The sequence below is a fragment of the Rhodobacter capsulatus SB 1003 genome (assembly GCF_000021865.1).
Classification (GTDB): Bacteria; Pseudomonadota; Alphaproteobacteria; order Rhodobacterales; family Rhodobacteraceae; genus Rhodobacter; species Rhodobacter capsulatus_B.
On sequence record NC_014034.1, the window covers coordinates 1,732,931 to 1,751,807 of the forward strand.

At 67.7% G+C, this 18,877-nt stretch carries 19 protein-coding genes; 8 read left to right on the forward strand and 11 right to left on the reverse strand.

Features of this window, described 5'->3' with window-relative positions:
* The first annotated feature begins 48 nt into the window (after positions 1–48).
* The gene (gene tgt / locus RCAP_RS07945; RefSeq protein ID WP_013067326.1) at positions 49–1,176 is read left to right on the forward strand and encodes a tRNA guanosine(34) transglycosylase Tgt; all 1,128 of its coding nucleotides are present in this window, start codon (positions 49–51) and stop codon (positions 1,174–1,176) included.
* Here the strand turns inward: tgt and trhA are convergent.
* The 3 genes from trhA to RCAP_RS07960 form a co-directional block, all read right to left on the reverse strand.
* The gene (gene trhA, locus RCAP_RS07950; RefSeq protein WP_013067327.1) at positions 1,173–1,817 is read right to left on the reverse strand and encodes a PAQR family membrane homeostasis protein TrhA; all 645 of its coding nucleotides are present in this window, start codon (positions 1,815–1,817) and stop codon (positions 1,173–1,175) included. The genes tgt and trhA overlap by 4 nt on opposite strands.
* Before the next feature lie 192 nt (positions 1,818–2,009).
* Positions 2,010–2,693 (reverse strand): nucleoside/nucleotide kinase family protein, encoded by a 684-nt coding sequence (locus RCAP_RS07955; protein ID WP_013067328.1) that lies wholly within the window; start codon positions 2,691–2,693, stop codon positions 2,010–2,012.
* Positions 2,693–3,310, reverse strand: a complete 618-nt coding sequence (locus tag RCAP_RS07960) for a thiamine phosphate synthase (RefSeq protein WP_013067329.1) — start codon at positions 3,308–3,310, stop codon at positions 2,693–2,695. The genes RCAP_RS07955 and RCAP_RS07960 overlap by 1 nt, the downstream gene beginning before the upstream one ends.
* Before the next feature lie 81 nt (positions 3,311–3,391).
* Between RCAP_RS07960 and RCAP_RS07965 the strand changes: the two genes are divergently transcribed.
* The 4 genes from RCAP_RS07965 to RCAP_RS07980 all read left to right on the forward strand — a co-directional run bounded on the left by RCAP_RS07965 (position 3,392) and on the right by RCAP_RS07980 (position 7,833).
* A complete protein-coding gene (locus RCAP_RS07965; RefSeq protein WP_013067330.1) occupies positions 3,392–4,129 on the forward strand; it encodes an RNA methyltransferase in 738 nt (245 codons plus the stop codon).
* 290 nt (positions 4,130–4,419) lie between these two features.
* Positions 4,420–5,154, forward strand: coding sequence for a hypothetical protein (locus RCAP_RS07970; protein WP_013067331.1), 735 nt, complete (start codon positions 4,420–4,422; stop codon positions 5,152–5,154).
* A 28-nt stretch (positions 5,155–5,182) separates the two neighbouring features.
* Positions 5,183–6,367 (forward strand): COX15/CtaA family protein, encoded by a 1,185-nt coding sequence (locus RCAP_RS18450; protein ID WP_013067332.1) that lies wholly within the window; start codon positions 5,183–5,185, stop codon positions 6,365–6,367.
* Entirely contained in the window at positions 6,364–7,833 is a 1,470-nt protein-coding gene (locus RCAP_RS07980) for a carboxypeptidase M32 (protein WP_013067333.1), read from the forward strand. Before RCAP_RS18450 ends, RCAP_RS07980 begins: the two co-directional genes overlap by 4 nt.
* Positions 7,834–7,967: 134 nt before the next feature.
* On the opposite strand, the gene RCAP_RS07985 is transcribed toward RCAP_RS07980, so the two are convergent.
* The 8 genes from RCAP_RS07985 to RCAP_RS08015 all read right to left on the reverse strand — a co-directional run bounded on the left by RCAP_RS07985 (position 7,968) and on the right by RCAP_RS08015 (position 15,366).
* Positions 7,968–9,182 carry a hypothetical protein gene (locus RCAP_RS07985; RefSeq protein ID WP_013067334.1) on the reverse strand — a complete coding sequence of 405 codons (1,215 nt, stop codon included), beginning with the start codon at positions 9,180–9,182 and terminating at the stop codon, positions 7,968–7,970.
* 59 nt (positions 9,183–9,241) lie between these two features.
* Positions 9,242–9,931 carry a M48 family metallopeptidase gene (locus RCAP_RS07990; protein ID WP_013067335.1) on the reverse strand — a complete coding sequence of 230 codons (690 nt, stop codon included), beginning with the start codon at positions 9,929–9,931 and terminating at the stop codon, positions 9,242–9,244.
* Between the two features lie 48 nt (positions 9,932–9,979).
* Positions 9,980–11,161, reverse strand: a complete 1,182-nt coding sequence (locus tag RCAP_RS07995) for a vWA domain-containing protein (RefSeq protein WP_013067336.1) — start codon at positions 11,159–11,161, stop codon at positions 9,980–9,982.
* Between the two features lie 46 nt (positions 11,162–11,207).
* Positions 11,208–12,410, reverse strand: coding sequence for a DUF2927 domain-containing protein (locus RCAP_RS08000; RefSeq protein ID WP_013067337.1), 1,203 nt, complete (start codon positions 12,408–12,410; stop codon positions 11,208–11,210).
* Entirely contained in the window at positions 12,383–12,520 is a 138-nt protein-coding gene (locus RCAP_RS19575; RefSeq protein ID WP_187148638.1) for a hypothetical protein, read from the reverse strand. Before RCAP_RS19575 ends, RCAP_RS08000 begins: the two co-directional genes overlap by 28 nt.
* A 657-nt stretch (positions 12,521–13,177) precedes the next feature.
* Positions 13,178–14,149 (reverse strand): methyltetrahydrofolate cobalamin methyltransferase, encoded by a 972-nt coding sequence (locus RCAP_RS08005; RefSeq protein WP_013067338.1) that lies wholly within the window; start codon positions 14,147–14,149, stop codon positions 13,178–13,180.
* A 3-nt stretch (positions 14,150–14,152) separates the two neighbouring features.
* Positions 14,153–15,043: a methylenetetrahydrofolate reductase gene (locus tag RCAP_RS08010; RefSeq protein WP_013067339.1), complete on the reverse strand. Its 891-nt coding sequence runs from the start codon at positions 15,041–15,043 to the stop codon at positions 14,153–14,155.
* A complete protein-coding gene (locus RCAP_RS08015) occupies positions 15,043–15,366 on the reverse strand; it encodes a virulence factor (RefSeq protein ID WP_013067340.1) in 324 nt (107 codons plus the stop codon). The genes RCAP_RS08010 and RCAP_RS08015 overlap by 1 nt, the downstream gene beginning before the upstream one ends.
* A 397-nt stretch (positions 15,367–15,763) precedes the next feature.
* Between RCAP_RS08015 and RCAP_RS08020 the strand changes: the two genes are divergently transcribed.
* The 3 genes from RCAP_RS08020 to RCAP_RS08030 all read left to right on the forward strand — a co-directional run bounded on the left by RCAP_RS08020 (position 15,764) and on the right by RCAP_RS08030 (position 18,741).
* The gene (locus RCAP_RS08020; protein WP_013067341.1) at positions 15,764–16,894 is read left to right on the forward strand and encodes a Ppx/GppA phosphatase family protein; all 1,131 of its coding nucleotides are present in this window, start codon (positions 15,764–15,766) and stop codon (positions 16,892–16,894) included.
* A complete protein-coding gene (locus RCAP_RS08025; RefSeq protein WP_013067342.1) occupies positions 16,891–17,670 on the forward strand; it encodes an RlmE family RNA methyltransferase in 780 nt (259 codons plus the stop codon). Before RCAP_RS08020 ends, RCAP_RS08025 begins: the two co-directional genes overlap by 4 nt.
* A 96-nt stretch (positions 17,671–17,766) precedes the next feature.
* The gene (locus RCAP_RS08030; protein WP_013067343.1) at positions 17,767–18,741 is read left to right on the forward strand and encodes a GAF domain-containing protein; all 975 of its coding nucleotides are present in this window, start codon (positions 17,767–17,769) and stop codon (positions 18,739–18,741) included.
* The last annotated feature ends 136 nt before the right edge of the window (positions 18,742–18,877 follow it).

Sequence of the window (18,877 nt, forward strand, 5' to 3'; positions counted from 1 at the left end):
TTTCCCTTTCGGCCCGGCGCTGCTAAACGCGCGCCAAAGGAGCGCCCGATGACCCAGTTCAGCTTCACCCTCTCCGCCACCGACGGCGCCGCCCGCACCGGCGTCATCCACACCCCGCGCGGCGAGATCCGCACCCCCGCCTTCATGCCTGTCGGCACTGCCGCCACGGTCAAGGCGATGCTGCCCGAAAGCGTGCGCGCCACCGGCGCCGACATCCTTTTGGGCAACACCTATCACCTGATGCTGCGCCCCACGGCCGAGCGCATCGCGCGGCTGGGCGGGTTGCACAAGTTCATGAACTGGGAGCGCCCGATCCTGACCGACTCGGGCGGGTTTCAGGTGATGAGCCTTGCTTCCGTGCGCAAGCTGACCGAGGAGGGCGTGACCTTTTCCAGCCATATCGACGGCTCGAAACACCATCTGTCGCCCGAACGCTCGATGGAGATCCAGAAGCTTCTGGGCTCGGACATCGTCATGGCCTTTGACGAATGCCCGGCGCTGCCCGCCGATGACGCGACGGTGGCGAAATCGATGCGGCTCTCGATGCGATGGGCGCAACGCTCGCGTGATGCCTTCGGCGACCGGCCCGGCCATGCGCTGTTCGGCATCATGCAGGGCGGTGTCACCCGCGATCTGCGCGAGGAATCGGCCACGAAACTGAAAGAGATCGGCTTTGACGGCTATGCGATCGGCGGCCTCGCCGTGGGCGAGGGGCAGGAGGCGATGTTCTCGGTCCTCGATTACGCGCCCGGCTTCCTGCCCGCGGACAAGCCGCGCTATCTGATGGGCGTGGGCAAGCCCGACGACATCGTTGGCGCGGTCGCGCGCGGCATCGACATGATGGATTGCGTGCTGCCCTCGCGCTCCGGCCGGACCGGGCAGGCCTGGACCCGGCGCGGCCAGATCAACATCAAGAACGCCCGCCACATGGACGATCCGCGCCCGCTGGACGAAGCCTGCAGCTGCCCGGCCTGCCGCAATTACTCCCGCGCCTATCTGCACCATGTCTTCAAGGCGCAGGAGATGATCTCGGGCATGCTCCTGACCTGGCACAACCTGCATTACTATCAGGATCTTATGGCAGGCCTGCGCGCGGCGATCGCGGCGGGGCAGCTTTCGGCCTTCGTCGCAGACTTCCATGCCCAGCGCGCGGCGGGGGATATCGACCCGCTCTAATGCCCGGCGATCAGGATGACGGCGGCATAATGCGTTGCGGCCGCCGCGATCACATGGCCATGCCAGATCGCGCGGGAAAACGGCATCCGCTTGAGCTTGTAGAACACCGTGCCCAGCAGATAGACCGCGCCGCCGATGCCCAGCAGGATCAGCACGGCGAGCGGCAGCCGCTCGATCAGCGGCCAGATCGCGACCAGACCCAGAAGCCCCATCACAAGGTAAAGCAGGAACCCGGCCTTCTCGGCGGCATGAAAGAAGCCCAGCTTCATCACCATGCCGATCAAGGCCAGCGTCCAGATCGTTACGGTCAGCGCGATGCCCACCTTGCCACCCAGCCCGATCAGCGCCATCGGCGTGTAGGTGCCCGCAATCAAAAGATAAATCGCCGCATGATCGAAGCGGCGCAGCACCGCGCGGGCGGGCGCGTAAAGCGTCAGGTTGTAGCCCGCCGAAAACCCGAAAGAGGCGATCAGCCCGACCGCATAGACGACCAGCGGCCAGATCTTCGGCCCAAGCCCCGCCATCGCCGCCCAGACCATCAGCGCCGAAACCGCGGCCACGGCAAAGGTGACGCCCAGCACATGCATCACGCCATCGGCGAAATGCTCGCGGAACGAATGGGCCAGCTCATGTCGTGTCATCGAAACCTCCGGGGAATGGCGCATCCTAGCAGCCGGGGCGGGCAAGCCAAAGGCTGACGCTGCGTCAGCCGACGGGCCGGGCAGGGGGGCGCTGCCCCCGTCCTGCGGACTCCCCCCGGGATATTTATGGCAAGATGAAACTGCGGCCTTCATCTTGCCATAAATATCCCGGGGTGCGGGGCAGAGCCCCGCTCAACCGAAGATGACAAGATCCGCGGCCCGGTTTTCGCTGATGAGCAAGCGCCCGTTCGGCAGGTCGTTTTCCTCGGTCCGGCGCGTGGCTTCCGCCAGCGGCAGATCGGACCAGCGCGCCATCAGGCGGCGGCGCAGTTCGGCCTCGGGCACGGCCAGCCGGATCGACAGATCGAAAAGCGGCGCCAGATCGCGCCAGCCCGGGCGGGTGAGGAGCAGGTAATTGCCCTCGACCAGGATCACCTGCGCCGTGGCGGGGATCACCGCGCCCGCAGGCACGACGGCATCGGCTGTGCGATCGAAGCCGGGCACCGGGCAATCTTTGGTGGCGGTCCTGACCTGCGCCAGGCAGGCGGCAAGGCCCGCGACATCGAAAGTGTCGGGGTTGCCCTTGACCGCGCGCAGGCCCCGCGCATCCAGCCAGTCATTGTCGCGATGAAACCCGTCCATCGGCAGGATCGCGGCGCGGCCGGGGCTGCGGGCGTTCAACTGCGCCGCCAGCTCCGCCGCCAGATGCGACTTGCCCGAGCCGGGCGCGCCCACCAGCGCCACCAGCACGCGGTCTTCGCCCAACTGCCCGATGTGACCGGCCAGATCGGCGCGGTCCACCCGCAGCTCGGAGCCCATGAAGGCGCCGACATCGCCCATCGGGCCGTTGGAATCGCCCAGCCAGAATTCCGCCATCAGCCCATCGCCGCGACAAGACGGCCCAGCGCCGCCACCGGGTCTTCGGCGGTCCAGATTTCCTCGCCCACGGCGAAGAAATCGGTGACCGGGGCGAAGTCGCGCACCAGATCCTCGGTCAGCGCGCCCTCGGCGACGACCGGAACCTCGATCACCTCGGACCACCACTGGAAGAGGTCGCGCTCGGCCCGGGCGCCGGTGCCAAGGCCGGTTTCGCCCACCGGACCGAAGCAGACGTAATCCGCCCCGGCCTCGCCCGCGGTCATGCCGTCATGCTGCGAGGCGGCGCAAAAGGCGCCGACGATCGCATCCTGGCCCAGCTCCTTGCGGGCATAGCGCACGGTGCGGGCGCCATCGGTCAGATGCACGCCGTCAAGCCCGTGCCGTTCCACCAGCGCGATGTGGTTCTCGATCACCAGCGCGACATCGAATTCATGCGCCACCTGACGCACCGCATCGGCCGCGCGCATCACCTTGTCCTCGTCCTTCGTCGCCAGACCGAGACGGATGCAGGCCACCTCCTGCGCGCCGAGAACCCTGGCCAGAAGCTGCGGGAAAACGTCCAGATCGAAGCTGGGCGGGGTGGCCAGATAAAGCTGCGGGCGATCCTCGGACATGACGGCTCCTTTCGGGTTTCGCGCCTTCTAGCGCAGGCGGCCCCGCCTTGCCAGCGGCTTTGCGCTTCTGTATCGGGGGGCATGACTTCGCATCCGACCCCCGTCTTCATCCTGATCCGTCCGCAGATGGGCGAGAATATCGGTGCCGCCGCCCGGGCGATGCTGAATTTTGCGCTCTCGACGCTGCGGCTGGTTGATCCGCGCGACGGCTGGCCGAACCCGAAGGCGGTGGCCATGGCCTCGGGCGCGGCGGGCAAGGTGCTCGATCATGCTGGGGTCTTTCCCACCACGGCCGAGGCGATTGCCGATTGCGATTTCGTCTTTGCCACCACCGCGCGCGGGCGCGAGCTGACAAAGCCCATTTACACCCCCGAAGCCGCGATGGCCGAGGCGCGGGCGCGGATCGCCGCCGGGCAGCGGGTGGGGGTGATGTTCGGCCCCGAGCGCACCGGGCTGGAAAATGACGACATCATCCGCGCGAATGCGATCATCACCGTGCCGGTGAACCCCGAGTTCTTCTCGCTCAATCTGGCGCAGGCGGTGCTGCTGACGGCCTACGAATTCGCCCGTCAGGGCAGCGAGGCCCCGGCGATCGACCCCGGTCTGGCGGGGGCCGAGATGGCCAATGCGCTCGAAATCGAGAAGCTGGGCGATCATTACGAGGAGCGGCTGGATCAGGCCGGGTTCTTCTTTCCCGCGGGCAAGGCGCCGATGATGAAGCGCAATCTGCGCAACATGTGGAGCCGGTTCGGCCTGACGCGGGCGGATGTGCAGACGCTGCACGGGATGTTGCGGCAGCTTTTGCGCCAGCGGGATTGAGGTCGACGGATCTGACCGAGGCCATCGCCGAGGTCACGCGCGACATTGGCCCCATGACCGCCGGGGGCCCAAAGGCCCTCGGCCAGCGCCCGCCCCGCCCATGGCGGGCGCTTCTCGCCCGCCGGGGCAGGCGCCGGCCTCTGTTGCGCTTGATCGAAACGGTCTTGCCATGGCCGTTGCGCAGCGGGCGGGAAACGCGGATCGCGTTTCCTGATCCGCCCGACCCACGCAAGGGCAGACTTGCGCCGCCCGCGCGCGCCCGTCATCCTGCGCCGATGCGACACTTTCTGATGCGATCGCTTCTGGCGCTGGGGCTGGGCGGCCTGCTGGGCCTTGTGGCGCTGCTCGCGCTCCTGCCCGCGCCGCGCGCCGCCCTTTGTCCCGGCTGTTTCGGGCTGGTGCGCGCGACCGACACGCTCTGGGTCGAGGCGGCGATGCCCGCCCCCGACCGGCTGCGCCTGATCGCCCAGATCGCCGCGGCGAAGGCGCAGGTGGCCCGGGCCCTCGGCCCGACCCGGGGCCGGTTGCGCCTTCTGGCCTGCCAGACCGCCGCCTGCGATCGCCGTCTGGGCGGGCGGGGGGCGGCCGCGGTGACCTATTCCTTTGGCCCCGTTGCCGTCGTGCGTCTCTCGCCGCGCGGGCTTTCGACGACGATCCTGACGCATGAGCTGACCCATGTCGCGCTGCATGCCCGGATGGGCCCCGTCGGGCAGCTGGCCGACCGCCTGCCCGCCTGGGCCGACGAGGGGCTGGCGGTGATCGTCTCGGACGATCCGCGCTATCTGGCCCCGGGGTCCGGCCTGCGGCGCTGCCGCAAGACCCCGCGTCCCGTGCTGCCCGAAACCGCCCGCGACTGGCTGCATCTGGCCGCGCAAGAGCGCGACATTTACGCCGAAGCGGCCTGTGCCATGCTGGGCTGGATGGCGGAAAATGACGGCTGGACGGGGGTTTGGGCGGTGATCGAGGGCAGGCGCACGCTTCATCCGCCCGCCAATCCCCTTGCCCCCGCCCGTGCCGCGCCCTAGTGTCGCGCCAAAGCGACAGGAGGCCCGCATGGGGATGAAACCCGCCAAGAACCGCTCGCGCGCGATCTTCGAGGAGGTGGGCGTCGAGACCCCGAAACAGATGCCCGTGGCGCCGAAAGGCGGCATGATCGACGCGCGGCCGAAAGGCGCGCGCAAGGCGCTGCTGGTCTGGATGGTCTCGCTGATCGTGCTGGCCGTGCTGCAGCTGGGGCTGGATGCGACGCCGGGCTTCGGCATTGCGGAACTCGATCTGCTGCAGCCCTACACGGGCTTGGCGCTTTTCGCGGTCTGGGCGCTGGGGGCGCTGGGTCTTGCCCTCAGCCGCCGCCTGCCGCCGGGCTGGGGGCTGCGCGTCGCCGGTCTGGGGCTGGGCTGCCTGCTGCTCGCGGCCTCGGACCCGGCGCCGATCGCCAAGCTTTCCAAGGCCTTGGCGCCCGAACCCGCGGCCGCGGTGCTGCCGCAGACGGGCGCGCTGCCGCCGCTGCAGCTTTTGCCCGCAACGCCGCCGACGCCCGCGCCCGTGGCGGCCCCCCCGACCCCGCAGGAACGGGTGGCGCAGGCCGCCGATCTGGTCACGGCACAGATCGACCGGGCGCAGACGACCCTTGGCGCCGCGCCCTTCGCCACGCTGCGCCTCGGCCTCGCCTTTGCGCTTCTGGGCTTTGCCTTCTGGTATGCGCTCTTGGCTGCCCGGACCGAGGCGGCGCTGATCGCGGCCCGGCGTCAGGCGGAACCGGGGCTGGTCGGGCTGGCGACGGGGCTGATGCATCTGAGCTTCCTGCAGCTGCTGGTGGGCGGGCTGGTGACCGGGATTGGCGCGGGGGCGGTCTTCACCGACTGGCCGTTGATGGGCGGCGTCTGGCTGCCGCCCGACATGCTTTCGCTTGAACCGATCTGGCGCAATGCGCTGGAAAATCAGGCGCTTTTGCAGTTCAGCCACCGGGCGCTCGGCTATCTGCTGCTGGCTCTTGCGGCTTTTGCGCTGATCCGCTCGCGCCGGTCGGTGCATGCGGTGACCCGCATGGCCTTTGGTCTGGCGGCGATCTGGGTGCTTTTGCAAGCCGTTCTGGGCGTCGTCACGCTGCTGCATGGCGATCCGCTGGCGCTGCGGCTGGCGCATCTGGGCGGGGCGCTGGTGCTCTGGCTCTTTCTCATCCGCGCGCGCTTCCTCGCGCGCTATCCGCGCGTGCAATCGATCCGGGGGATCAAATGACAGCTCTGGCCGACCTGAAAGCCTACCTTCGCGAAACCGAGGCGCTGACCTGTGTGGCCGAGCGTCTGGGCTGGGATCAGGAAACGATGATGCCGCGCGGCGCCGCCGAGCAGCGGGCCGAGGAACTGGCGGCGATGGAATCGGTGCTGCATGCGCGGCGCACCGATCCGCGGCTGGAGGACTGGCTGGCCCGGGCCGAGGCGACGACCGAGGCCGAGGCCCGGCTGCTTGACCTGGCCGGGCGCAATTACAACCGCGCGACGCGGATCCCGGCGCGGCTCGCCACGGAACTGGCCCGCCTCACCTCGCTCGCCCAGGGCGTCTGGGCCGAGGCCCGCGCGGCCGAGGCCCCGGCCGCCTTCCTGCCGACGCTCGCGCAGATGGTGGCGCTGAAGCGCGAGGAGGCCGCCTGCCTGTCGGAAGGCGATCTTTACGATGCGCTGCTCGATGATTACGAACCCGGCGCGACGCATCGCGTGCTTGGCGCGATGTTCGACCGGATGCGCCCGCGTCTGGTCAGCCTGCGCGAAAAGGTGCTGGGGGCCGCGCATCAGCCGCCCGCGCTTGACCATGTCTTCCCCGAGGCGACGCAGCTGCGCATCGCGCGGATCTGCGCCTCGGCCTTCGGATATGACTGGACTCTGGGGCGGCTCGATCTGGTGGTGCATCCGTTCTGCTCGGGCTCGGGGCGGGATGTGCGCATCACCACGCGGGTCTGCGAAAGCGATCCGTTCAACTGCCTGTATTCCACCATCCACGAGGTCGGCCATGCCTGCTACGAACAGGGGATCGCGGCGGAGCATGCGCTGACGCCGCTTGGTCGCGGCGTTTCGATGGGGGTGCATGAAAGCCAGAGCCGGATCTATGAAAACCAGCTTGGCCGCTCGGCGCCCTTCACCGGCTGGCTCTATCAACGGATGGTCGATGCCTTTGGCGATTTCGGCGTCGCGGACGCGCAGGCCTTCCATGCGGTGGTGAACCGGGTCAACCCGGGCTTTATCCGCACGGAAGCGGACGAGCTGCATTACAACCTGCATGTGATGCTGCGCTTCGATCTGGAACGGCAGCTGATCACCGGCAAGCTCGAGGTCGCGGATCTGGAAGCGGCCTGGAATGTCCGGTTCCTGGCCGATTTCGGCGTCGCGGTCGAGAAACCCTCGCAGGGCTTCCTGCAGGATGTGCATTGGGCGGGCGGGCTTTTTGGCTATTTCCCGACCTATACGCTGGGCAATGTCTATGCGGGCTGCCTGAACCGGGCGATGCGCGCGGCAGTGCCCGGGATCGACGCGGCGCTGGCCGAGGGCTCGGCGAAACCCGCCACCGACTGGCTGCGCGAAAACCTGCAACGCCATGGCGGGCTGCGCCCCCCGCGCGAGACGATCGTGACCGCCTGCGGGTTCGAGCCGACGGAAGAACCGCTTCTGGACTATCTCGAAAGCAAATACGCCGCGATCTACCGGCTTTGAGGGCGAGGGGCGCTGCCCCCCGCGAGGCGATGCCTCGGCCCCCCGGGATATTTCGAGCAAGATGAAAGGCATCCGGTTTCATCTTGCTTCAAATACCTCGGGGGGAGTCCCGCAGGGACGGGGGGCAGCGCCCCCTACGCCATTGACGTGAAGCGGTTCACCGGCGTCTCGATCACGCTTTTTGACGGCGGCGTCTGGGCGAAGCGCTCGGCCAGGGTCAGGGGTCCCGCGGTGATGCGGAAGTAATCATAGGCACCGGGGCGGTCGAAGGCGCACAGATACTGGAAATGCAACCGGAAGAAGCGCCAGCGCAATTGCTTCCAGCGCGCGGGCGAGAGGGTTTGCGTGAAGGCGGCCGACAGGATCAGCGGCTGGTGTTGATCGGCGGGGCCGACGCCCGAGACCTTGACCGGATCGCACAGCGCAAAGGCGCAGCCGTCGCCCGGGGCGGTGACATCGACCCAGGTCAGTTCGGTCCGTGCGCACAGATAGGCCAGATCGCCGCGCAGCCGTTTCGCCTTTGGCAGGAAGCTGACCATCGGCACGACATGGCCCAGCGACAGGAAACCCAGCCGCGGCCCCGTTGCGGGCACCCGGCCCGCGCGGATCAGATCGGCCAGAACCGAGATCGCCAGATGCGCGCCCGAGGAATGGCCGACCACCAGCACCTCGTCCCAATCCTCGGTCAGCGCCTGCGCGATCGTGTCGCCAAAGGCGGCCATCCGGGTTTCCAGCGCCGCCGGATTGGCGCCGCCCCAGCGCGCGGTAAAGGCGTAATCATGCATCAGGTAATAGGCGTAAAACCTGCCGTCGTGCTTGCGAAACCAGCGCAGCACCGCCCAGGTCACCCCGGCGCAGAGCGCAAGGCCAAGCCCCCAATCAAAGCGGAAATCGGGCAGCGGCCAGAGGATCAGCCCGGCCAGCGCCGCCCCCGCGCCAAGGCCCGCCAGCGCCTGCAGGATCAGCGCCACGATCGGGTAAAGCGCCGCGATCACCGGCCCCTTGCGCAGCCGCATCAGCCGAAAGAGCGCGCCTGAGCCGATATAGGCCCAGGCGGTGCGCAGAAGCTGCAGATAGGTCGCGGGGATCGAGGCCGCCATGCTGTCGCGCACGATCTCGGCCCAGATCAGCACCTCGACATCGGTCTCGACCGGCTGCCCGTCCTGGGTCGCGCTGACATGCCAGCCATAGGGGCCGCCCGCGCGCTTGGGCGCCAGCGCCAGCGCATAGCCCGAGAGCGCCGCCTGCGCCGTGCCCTCGCTGCGGTAAAGCTCGCGGTAGGCCCGCGGGTGGATCGGGTCGTAGCCGGGAATGTAGAACACCCGGCGCTTGCGGACGGTCTGGCTCATCTTGGGTCCTGCTTTTGCCTGCCCCGGTGATAGCGGAAAAATCGGCGCCGCGCTGTGACTTACGCCGCAGTCCAGCGGGTGACATTGGCGCGGATCGCGGCCATCCGCCGCGCCGTCTCGGGGTGCGAGGCCGCCCAGGCGGGCGCGGCGCCCGCCCCCGCGCCCACCAGCCGGTCGAGCCGGGAAAACAGGCTCAGCTGCGGCTCGGCGCCGATCCCCGCCTTGATCAGCAGCGCCGTGGCAAAGGCGTCGGCCTCGTATTCGTCGCGCTGGCTCAGACGCGCGGCAAGGGCCGTGGTGATCAGATTGGCGATCCAGATCCCGGCAAAGGGCACGATCCGGCCCAGCACGCCCACGAGCAGCAGTTGCAAGAGGTTCTGCCCGGTGAAATCGATCATCCGCCGCCGCGCATGGCCGCTTGCCACATGGCCGATCTCATGGGCGATGACCGAGGCCAGTTCCTCGGCGGTGACCTGCCCGCTGCGGTAAAGCGCCAGAAACCCCTCGGTCAGGAAGACCCTTCCGTCGGGGGCGGCGAGGCCGTTCACCTTCGGATCGTCAAGCACGAAGACGGGCAGGGAAGGGACCCCCAGCGCCGCGCGCAGCCGGTCAAGCACCGGGGCCAGGCCGGGCTCCGCCAGCGGCACCGAGCGGGCAGAGAGCTGGCGCAGCAGGTTGCGCGCAGAGAAATGCCACATCGCAAGCGCGGCAAGGAGCGTCAGCAGGAAGGGCAGAAGGCGCAGAAGCATCGGCCAAAGATGGGGCCGGGGGCGGTCCGGGTCAATCCCCGCCGACCCTCAGCCGAGCAGCTTCATCGCCCGGGTGATGCCGTCAAGCGTCAGCGGGAACATGCGGCCCTCGAAGGCCTGCTGGATCATCGCGATCGACTGCGTGTAGCCCCAGTGCCGTTCCGGCACCGGGTTCAGCCAGACATGGCTTGGCCATTGGCTGCGGGCGCGGTCAAGCCAGACCGATCCGGCCTCGGCGTTCCAATGTTCGTTGGCGCCGCCGACATGGCTGATCTCATAGGGCGACATCGAGGCATCGCCCACGAAAATGCATTTGTAATCCGGCCCGTAGCGGTGAAGCACCTCCCATGTCGGGGTCACCTCGTCCCAGCGGCGGCGGTTGTCGCGCCACAGGCCCTCGTAAAGGCAGTTGTGGAAGTAATAATGCTCCAGATGCTTGAATTCGGAGCGGGCGGCGGAAAACAGCTCCTCGACCAGCTGCACATGCGCATCCATCGAGCCGCCCGCATCCAGAAACAGCACCACCTTGACCGCATTGTGCCGCTCGGGTCGGGTCTTCACGTCGATATAGCCGCTTTCGGCGCTGGCACGGATCGTGCCGGGCAGGTCAAGCTCCTCGGCGGCGCCGTGCCGCGCCCAGTGCCGCAGCCGTTTCAAGGCCACCTTGATGTTGCGCGTGCCAAGTTCGACCCGATCGTCGAAATCGCGAAATTCCCGCTTGTCCCAGACCTTGACCGCACGTTGATGACGGCTCTCGGCTTGCCCGATCCGCACCCCTTCGGGGTTGTAGCCATAGGCGCCAAAGGGCGAAGTGCCCGCCGTGCCGATCCATTTGTTGCCGCCCTGATGGCGTTCGTGCTGCTCGCGCAGCCGCTCGCGCAGCGTCTCCATCAGCTTCTCGAAGCCACCCAGCGCCGCGATCTGCGCCTTTTCGTCCTCGGTCAGATGCTTTTCCGCCAGCTTGCGCAGCCAGTCCTCGGGCAGCTGCAGCGCGTCCAGAACCGCTTCGGGCGGGATCGCGTCAAGGCCGCGGAAGCTTTCCGCAAAGGCCCGGTCGAACCGGTCAAGGTGGCGTTCGTCTTTGACCATCGCCGCGCGGGCGAAGTAATAAAAGCCGTCGATGTCAAAGCGGCAAAGACCCGCCGCAAGTCCTTCGAGAAACGTCAGAAATTCGCGCGGGCTGGCGGGAACGCCATGGCGGCGCAGGCTGTCGAAGAATGGCAGGAACATCGAAAACCCCCCGCGCCGCTGCCAAGGCGCGGGGGTCAGCCGGGCCTCAGTTGTACCGAGCCCCGGCCCGCGCCAGAGCTGCCACCTCGGCAGCCCGCGCGCGCACGGCGGCATCCGAGCCGAAACCGTAGCGTGCCCATTGCGCCGAGTCGAGCCGTGCCTGCTGGGCCTGCGCCGGATTGCCGAGCGTTTCATAGGCCTCGGCGCGGATCAGATACAGCGTCGCCATCAGCGCGGCATTTTCTCCGGTCAGCGCCTGCGGAATCGCCCGGTTCACCAGCGCGATCGCATCCGAGGCCCGCCCCGAGGACAGCGCAAAGGCCGCCAGCTGCATGTCGACATGGGCCGACTGGATGCCCGCGCCGGGGGTGGCGCGGTAGATCGCACCGGCATTGGCAAAGGCCGTCAGCGCGGTCTCAGGGTCGTCATAGACGCTGAGTCGGCCCAGCGCGAACCAGCCAAAGGCCGCCCGCGTGTCCTGCCAGCCCTGCGCCCCCGACATCCGGATCGCCGTCATCGCCGCCGCCTTGCGCGCGCCCTGCGAGCCGCGGCCGATGGCGCGTTCCAGCGCATTCACAAAGGCGCGCGGGGTGGGATCCTCGGGCAGGCCGGTGACCTTGCCGCCGCCGGGATTGATCCGGGCGAAGACGGCGGGAAGTTGCGCCTGCACTTCGGGGACCGACATGCCCGAGCGCAATTCGGGCGCATAGACGGCGCGCAGCTGCATCATGTCGTAGCGGGTCAGCACGGTGTGGAAGTTGTCGTCGTTCCAGACCGAATTCGACAGCCGATACAGGTCGTTCAGCGGCCCGAGCGCCTGGCTGGTCTCCTCGTGCAGGCAGTCGCGCAGCTCCTGCGGCGTCGCCTCGGCGGGGATGAAGACGGTGGCGGCGGTGCGGCGCTGCACCTTGGTCCAGTCGCCCGCGGCAGAGCGGCGGGTGGCGCGATATTCGGCCCAGGTGGCGGCATTGGGCACGACGAAACAGGCGGCATTCGGGACTTCGCGGCTCATCTCGGCGCGCGGCACGAAGGCGATGCTGATGCGGTTGGCGGCGCCCGCGCCGGTCGAGATCGGGATATGCGCCTCGCTGCGCAGCCGGGTGACGAGGCGGGACAGCTCGGTCGCAGCGGTGGGCGGCGCGGCGCCCTGCAGCGTGACGCTGATCGGCCCTTCGAAGCGCGAGAACTGCGGGATCGGGCGGCCCGATTCCAGCAGGAAGTTCAGCTCCATGAAGTCGCGCGCCAGCACCGCTGTTTGGCGGGCAGCGCCCCGGTGCGGGGGGCGGGGGTCGGCAGCCCGGCCGTCGGATCGGCCAGCGGCATGTCGATCGCGGCGGTCGACGGCGCGAGCTTTGGCACCTCACCCCCCCCGGCGCACCGGCACAGCCAGAGAGCGCGGCGGCCAGAGCCAGCCCCGAGAGGGCAGTCAAGGAACGGCGGGCCCGAAGCGCAAGGCGCCCGGACCGGGTGGCTTGCGCGGGGGCAGCCGCGCAAGCCACCCGAGGCGGCAGACAGTTCAAACGCATGGCAGTGCGTATCCCAGGTTGTGGTGCCAAAATTCGGCACAGGCCTTAAAAGCGACCAGTCATGCTTCGGGTTTCAATGAGATATTAATGTGGCGGGTCCAGATATAGTGTCAAGACGAGGTCATGTACACGCCTTATTGTGGCCGCAATTCAATCGCTTGCGCCGTCTTTGGGTCTGGCGGGGAAACAGTGGCGGCGCTGCGCGGCGAATCATCGCCGCGATTTCAGCGCCTTCGCCCGCATCCGGCCCGCGGATGTTTCCGGTTTTGAAACGGAAAATTTTTTAACACTTCGTTAATCACTATGTCGAAAACCTTTCGACGCGCGGCCCCGGGGGCGGGGTCCGGCGGCATTGATCCCGGGGCGGCGGGCAATCTGGGGCGATTACCGGCGGGCCCGGAAACGAAATGCCGAAACGAAACGCCCCGGCCGGGGCCGGGGCGTCTGCAAGGGGCAGGGCGCTTCGTCGCAGCAGGCGAATCGCGCCGTCTCAGCGGGCGCGACGGCGCCCGCCGCGCGTGGCGGCAGCGGCGGCGGCCGAGGCCTCGGCGAAGCTTGCGCCCTCTTTCATCGCCTCGAGCACTTTCGAGAGCTTGATCCAGTCCATCGCGTTGTCGTCGTGGTTCATCAGCAGGTTGGCGGCGCGGATCGCCTCCATCTCCTGGCTGCGGACCGGGTTCATGATCGCCGAAGTCATGCCCGCGCCGATCGCCATCGGCAGGAAGGCGGCGTTGACGCCATGCCGGTTCGGCAGGCCAAAGCTGATGTTCGACGCACCACAGGTGGTGTTCACGCCCAGCTCCGTCCGCAGCCGGTTGACCAGCGTGAAGACCTGACGGCCCGCAGAGGCCATGGCACCGACCGGCATCACCAGCGGATCGACCACGATGTCATGCGCCGGAATGCCGAAATCGGCGGCGCGCTCGACGATCTTTTTCGCCACGGCAAAGCGCACGTCGGGGTCTTCGGAAATGCCGGTGTCGTCGTTCGAGATCGCCACCACCGGCACGTTGTATTTCTTCACCAGCGGCAGCACGCGTTCCAGCCGTTCTTCCTCGCCGGTGACCGAGTTCAGAAGCGGACGCCCCTCGCAGGCGGCCAGACCTGCTTCGAGCGCCGCCGGAACCGAGCTGTCGATGCAGAGCGGCACATCGGTGATCGCCTGCACCCGGGTGATCAGATCGCGCATCAGGGGCGGCTCGACGAAGTTGTTGTCGGCATAGCGCGGATCTTCGGCCATCTTGTTCGAAAAGACCGCGCCCGAGTTGATGTCGAGCACCGTCGCCCCGCAGGCGACCTGTTCGAGCGCGTCTTTCTCGACGGTGGTGAAATCGCCCAGCTCCAGCTCGGCGGCCAGTTTCTTGCGCCCCGTGGGGTTGATGCGCTCGCCGATGACGCAGAAGGGCTCGTCGAAGCCGATCACCACGGTCTTCGATTTGCTTTCCAGAACGGTACGGGTCATGCCTCAGCCTTTCGTTTTGTCCGCGATCCAGGTCGCATTGGTCTTGATACCGCCGAGCGGGAAGAAATGCACCGCCTCGATGCCGAAATCGGGATGCTTGGCCTTGTGGCGGGCCAGATCCATCAGAAGATCGGTGGGCTCGAAGGGGGTGAGCAGCTTCGTCACGTCCTTGGCGCGCTTTTGCAGCACTTTCAAGGACGGGCCGACACCGCAGGAAATCGCGAATTTCAGAAGCGTCTGCAGCTTCGCGGGGCCCGCGATGCCGATATGGACCGGCATCCTGATGCCCTCGGCGGCCAGACGGTCGACCCATTGGATGATCGGCCCGGCCTCAAAGGCGAATTGCGTCACGATGGCCGTGTCGGCATCGGTGGTGTCGGCGAATTTCTGTTTCAGGGCAAGCGCCTGCATGACGATCTCGTCGGTGCCGTCGGCGTCGATGTCGCGGTTGCCCTCGGGGTGACCGGCGAAATGCAGCCGCTCGAAGCCCGCGAAGGCGCCGGTTTCCACCAGTTGCATCGCATTGTCGAGGCTGCCCACCGGGGTCTTGACGCCGCCACCCAGAAGCAGCGCCTGTTTCACCCCGGCTTCGCCCTTGTAACGCGCCACCCAGTCGCGCAGCTGCAAGGCGTCGCGGATGATCCGGGCGGGGAAATGCGGCATCGGCTCGAAGCCCTCGTCGCGCAGGCGCTTCGCCGTGGCGACCATTTCCTCGATCGGCGTGCCCTCGATATGGGCGACATAGACGCGGGTGCCCGCGGGCAGAAGGGCGCGGAAATCCTCGATCTTTTCGGCGGTGCGCGGCATCACCTCGATCGAGAAACCGTCAAGGAAGGCAGTCAGCGTGCCGTTGGTGGGGGTCTCGGCCTCGCGGCGGAAGTTCAAAAGCGCCATCAGATCTCTCCGTCAGTGCGGCGGGCCTGGTCCCAGCCATCGTTGCCAATCAACCGCACCAAAGCGGCGGTGTCGTAGTCTGAGAGAACCCGGGCCAGCTCGGCCTCGGCCGCTTCGGCATCAGAGCCGTCGCGGGTGCCGATCACCACTTTGCGCCATTCCGCAAGATAGGCGTCGCTGTCCTTCGCGCCGATCTTCATCGCGCAGCGGTCGATTGCCTGCTCGAAGCGTTCGGGCAAAGGTTTCTTGACGGCCTTACGACCCGTCCCGGCAATGATCTGCGCCGGGATGTCGCGCCAGAAAACGATCGTGATCTCAGCCATGTGCGTGATTCCCTTTGAAACAGGGATACGCCTGTTTGCGACGCGCCCGGTGACGGATTTCGACATGTTGCGCCAGATTGGCGACAACCGCGCAGGTTCCTGGCCCCGCGTTGCGGCTGGGCGCATCTTCAAAAGCTGCAACAGGATGACGGGGCACGCTCAAGGCCCGCCCGGTCGCCTTGCCCTGCGCGGCGGAGCCTCCGGCGGAGGTATTTAGGGCAAGATGAAACGGTGCCCCTTCATCTTGCCTCAAATATCCCGGGGGGAGGCCGCAGGCCCGGGGGCAGCGCCCCCCGCCTTGCTTCGGCCTTGCGACGTCACGAACTTGTCATCGGGCGCTTGAACCTTCGGCCCCCCCGCGCTACCTAGGGGGTAACTTGAAATCGGAGGGCGTAAGATGGCGCCCAGGCGTCCTCGGGCTGCGGGCGCGATCCCGAAACTGGTCGAACGCGCCGCATCCCACCCCGCCGAGCCGGGCGAGCTTTATGCTGCGCTCGATCTCGGCACCAACAGTTGCCGGATGCTGATTGCCCGACCGAAGGGCGATCAGTTTCAGGTCGTGGACAGCTTTTCCAAGGCTGTTCAGCTGGGTCAGGGGCTGGAAGCCTCGGGCCGGTTGTCGCGGTCATCGATGGCGCGCACCGTGCAGGCGCTGCAGATCTGCCGCCGCAAGATCGAAACCCATGGCGTCAAGCGGATGCGCCTTGTCGCCACCGAGGCTTGTCGGCGCGCCGGCAATGCGCGCGATTTCATCCGTTACGTGCGGCGCGAGACCGGGCTGCCGCTGGAAATCATCCCGCCCGAGGAAGAGGCGCGGCTGGCGGTGATCTCCTGCGCCTCGCTGGTCAATCCGCGCAGCGAACAGGTGCTGGTCGTCGACATCGGCGGCGGCTCGACCGAACTTGTCTGGATCGACATTTCCAAGGTGCCGCCCCCGGACCGGCCGCGCTCGATCATGCGGCTCTCGGGCGGCTTCGATCAGCCCGAGGGCGAGATTCCGCAGGCCCGCGTGGTGGACTGGATTTCGGTGCCGCTGGGCGTGGCCACGCTGAAAGACCAGTTCGGCGATGTCGAGGATGACGCGGCGCGGTTCGCGCTGATGTCCTGGTTCTTCGAGGAAAAGCTGGCCGATTTCACGCCCTACGCCTCGGGCACGCCGCAGGAGGGGTTTCAGGTCATCGGCACCTCGGGCACCGTGACCACGGTTGCCGCTTGCCATCTGAACCTCAAGCGCTATGACCGCAACCGGGTCGATGGCCTGACGATGACCTCGACCGAGATCGACGCGGTGATCCGCTCCTTCCTGATGCTTGGTCCCGAGGGACGCCGCGCCGATCCGCGCATCGGGCGCGACCGGCACACGCTGATCATGTCGGGGGCGGCGATCCTGCAGGCGCTGATGCGGGTCTGGCCGACGGACAAGATGTCGGTGGCCGACCGCGGCCTGCGCGAGGGGCTTTTGTATGCGCAGATGGCCGAAGATGGCGTGATCGAAGAAATGAAGCCGATCGAGGGAGAGATGAAATGACGAAACCCCCCAGCGGCAAATCGGGCGGTGCGGGCTCTGGCAAGAACACCTCGGGGCGCGGGCAGCGCGATCTTCGGGTGCGGGTGAAGACGGCGAAGGGGCGCAAGCTCTCGTCGACGCTCTGGCTGGAACGGCAGCTGAACGACCCCTATGTGGTGCGCGCGAAGAAAGAGGGCTATCGCGGGCGTGCCGCCTACAAGATCATGGAACTGGATGACAAGTTCCGCTTCCTCGTGCCGGGGGCGCGGGTGGTCGATCTGGGCTGCGCGCCGGGGGGCTGGTGTCAGGTCGCGGTCGCGCGGGTGAATGCGCTGGGCGAAAAGGGCGGCAAGAAGGTCGGCACGGTTCTGGGCGTCGATCTGCAGGAGATCGCGGCGATTGCCGGGGCCGAGCTGCATCAGCTGGATTTCCTCGAAGATGGCGCCGATGACAAGGTCAAGGCCTGGCTTGGCGGCCGCGCCGATGTGGTGATGTCGGACATGGCCGCCGCCGCTTCGGGCAACCAGCAGGTGGACCATTTGCGCATCATCACCCTGTGCGAACATGCCGCCTATTTCGCCTTTGACGTGCTGGAGCTGGGCGGCACCTTTGTTGCCAAGGTTCTGGCGGGGGGCGCCGAACAGGGGTTGATGACGGTCCTGAAGAAGAACTTCGAAAAGGTGGTGAACATGAAGCCGCCCTCAAGCCGCAAGGACAGCTCGGAGAAATTCGTCGTCGCCACCGGCTTTCGCGGCAAGCGCCACGAAGAGGGGCAGGACGCGCCCGCCGCGGACTGAGCCTTAGACCAAAGTCGTAGGGCTGCGGGCGGCACTTGCTTGCGGCGGCAAAGCGCCTATCCTGCGGAAAGCACCGAAAAGAGGGGAGGCTTTCCGATGCGTCTTTCTGCCCCCACGCGCAATCATGCCGAGATCGTGCAATCGGTCGTCGCCTCGTCCACCGCGGCGGGGCGGGCCGGTTTTGCCGCCAGCTGGCGCCGCTCGATGATCCATCACAAGCTGGACCCGGCCAAGCTGCGCAGCGCCGACCGGCTGACCGCCGCCGATATCGCCGCGCGGCGCGAGGCGGCGGGGCTTTTGCTGCGCGTGGCAACCCCGGTGCTGGATCGGCTGGCCCGCGCCGCCTGCGAGGCGGGCTGTGCGGTGTTTCTGTCCGATGCCGAGGGGCTGGTGCTGGAAGAACGCATGCGCGACGCCGACCGGCGGGCCTTCCACCGCTCGAACCTCGCCCCCGGCTCGGACTGGTCCGAGGGGCAGGAGGGCACGAACGGCATCGGCACCTGTCTGGCCGAGGGGCGGCCCGTCACCGTCTGGCGCGACCAGCATTTCCGCGCGACGAACACCGGGCTGACCTGCATGGGCGCGCCGGTCTTTGGCGCGCGGGGCGAATTGGCCGGGGTGATCGACGTCTCCTCCGCGCGCGAGGACATGACCGAGGGCTACGCCCGTCTGGTCGCGCTGACGGTGCAGGATGCGGCCAGCCGGATCGAGGCGGATCTGTTCCGCGCCTCCTTCGAGGGGGCGCGGATCCTCTCGACCGGAGCGGCCGAGGAGAGCCCGCAGGCGGTGGTGCTTCTGGCGCTTGACCGCGACGATCTGGTGATCGGCGCGACGCGGGCGGCGCGGCGCCAGCTGGGCCTGGAGGAGGCGCAGATGGGCCGGGTGCCCGCGACCGATCTGTTCGGGGGCAAGCGCGACGAAGGGCAGGGCGCGCTGGCCGAGGCGCAGCGGGCCGAGATGGTGCGGGCGCTGGCGCGCGCGGGCGGCAATGTCTCGGCGGCGGCGCGCGATCTGGGGATCGGCCGCGCCACCTTCTATCGCAAGTCGAAGGCGCTTGGTCTGAGCGTGTGAGGGGGAAGGGGGGCGCTGCCCCCTCTTGCCCGTGCCGGGCAATTCACCCCCCGGGATATTTGAAGCAAGATAAAGGATAAGGCGCTCCGCAAGGGCGCCTTCTTCCATTTCCGCCTTTCACCTTGCCCCAAATATC

Coding starts and splice junctions, on each gene's coding strand:
- tgt (WP_013067326.1), top strand. CDS start 49: ATGACCCAGTTCAGCTTCACCCTCTCCGCCACCGACGGCGCCGCCCGC.
- trhA (WP_013067327.1), bottom strand. CDS start 1,817: ATGACACGACATGAGCTGGCCCATTCGTTCCGCGAGCATTTCGCCGAT.
- RCAP_RS07955 (WP_013067328.1), bottom strand. CDS start 2,693: ATGGCGGAATTCTGGCTGGGCGATTCCAACGGCCCGATGGGCGATGTC.
- RCAP_RS07960 (WP_013067329.1), bottom strand. CDS start 3,310: ATGTCCGAGGATCGCCCGCAGCTTTATCTGGCCACCCCGCCCAGCTTC.
- RCAP_RS07965 (WP_013067330.1), top strand. CDS start 3,392: ATGACTTCGCATCCGACCCCCGTCTTCATCCTGATCCGTCCGCAGATG.
- RCAP_RS07970 (WP_013067331.1), top strand. CDS start 4,420: ATGCGATCGCTTCTGGCGCTGGGGCTGGGCGGCCTGCTGGGCCTTGTG.
- RCAP_RS18450 (WP_013067332.1), top strand. CDS start 5,183: ATGGGGATGAAACCCGCCAAGAACCGCTCGCGCGCGATCTTCGAGGAG.
- RCAP_RS07980 (WP_013067333.1), top strand. CDS start 6,364: ATGACAGCTCTGGCCGACCTGAAAGCCTACCTTCGCGAAACCGAGGCG.
- RCAP_RS07985 (WP_013067334.1), bottom strand. CDS start 9,182: ATGAGCCAGACCGTCCGCAAGCGCCGGGTGTTCTACATTCCCGGCTAC.
- RCAP_RS07990 (WP_013067335.1), bottom strand. CDS start 9,931: ATGCTTCTGCGCCTTCTGCCCTTCCTGCTGACGCTCCTTGCCGCGCTT.
- RCAP_RS07995 (WP_013067336.1), bottom strand. CDS start 11,161: ATGTTCCTGCCATTCTTCGACAGCCTGCGCCGCCATGGCGTTCCCGCC.
- RCAP_RS08005 (WP_013067338.1), bottom strand. CDS start 14,149: ATGACCCGTACCGTTCTGGAAAGCAAATCGAAGACCGTGGTGATCGGC.
- RCAP_RS08010 (WP_013067339.1), bottom strand. CDS start 15,043: ATGGCGCTTTTGAACTTCCGCCGCGAGGCCGAGACCCCCACCAACGGC.
- RCAP_RS08015 (WP_013067340.1), bottom strand. CDS start 15,366: ATGGCTGAGATCACGATCGTTTTCTGGCGCGACATCCCGGCGCAGATC.
- RCAP_RS08020 (WP_013067341.1), top strand. CDS start 15,764: ATGGCGCCCAGGCGTCCTCGGGCTGCGGGCGCGATCCCGAAACTGGTC.
- RCAP_RS08025 (WP_013067342.1), top strand. CDS start 16,891: ATGACGAAACCCCCCAGCGGCAAATCGGGCGGTGCGGGCTCTGGCAAG.
- RCAP_RS08030 (WP_013067343.1), top strand. CDS start 17,767: ATGCGTCTTTCTGCCCCCACGCGCAATCATGCCGAGATCGTGCAATCG.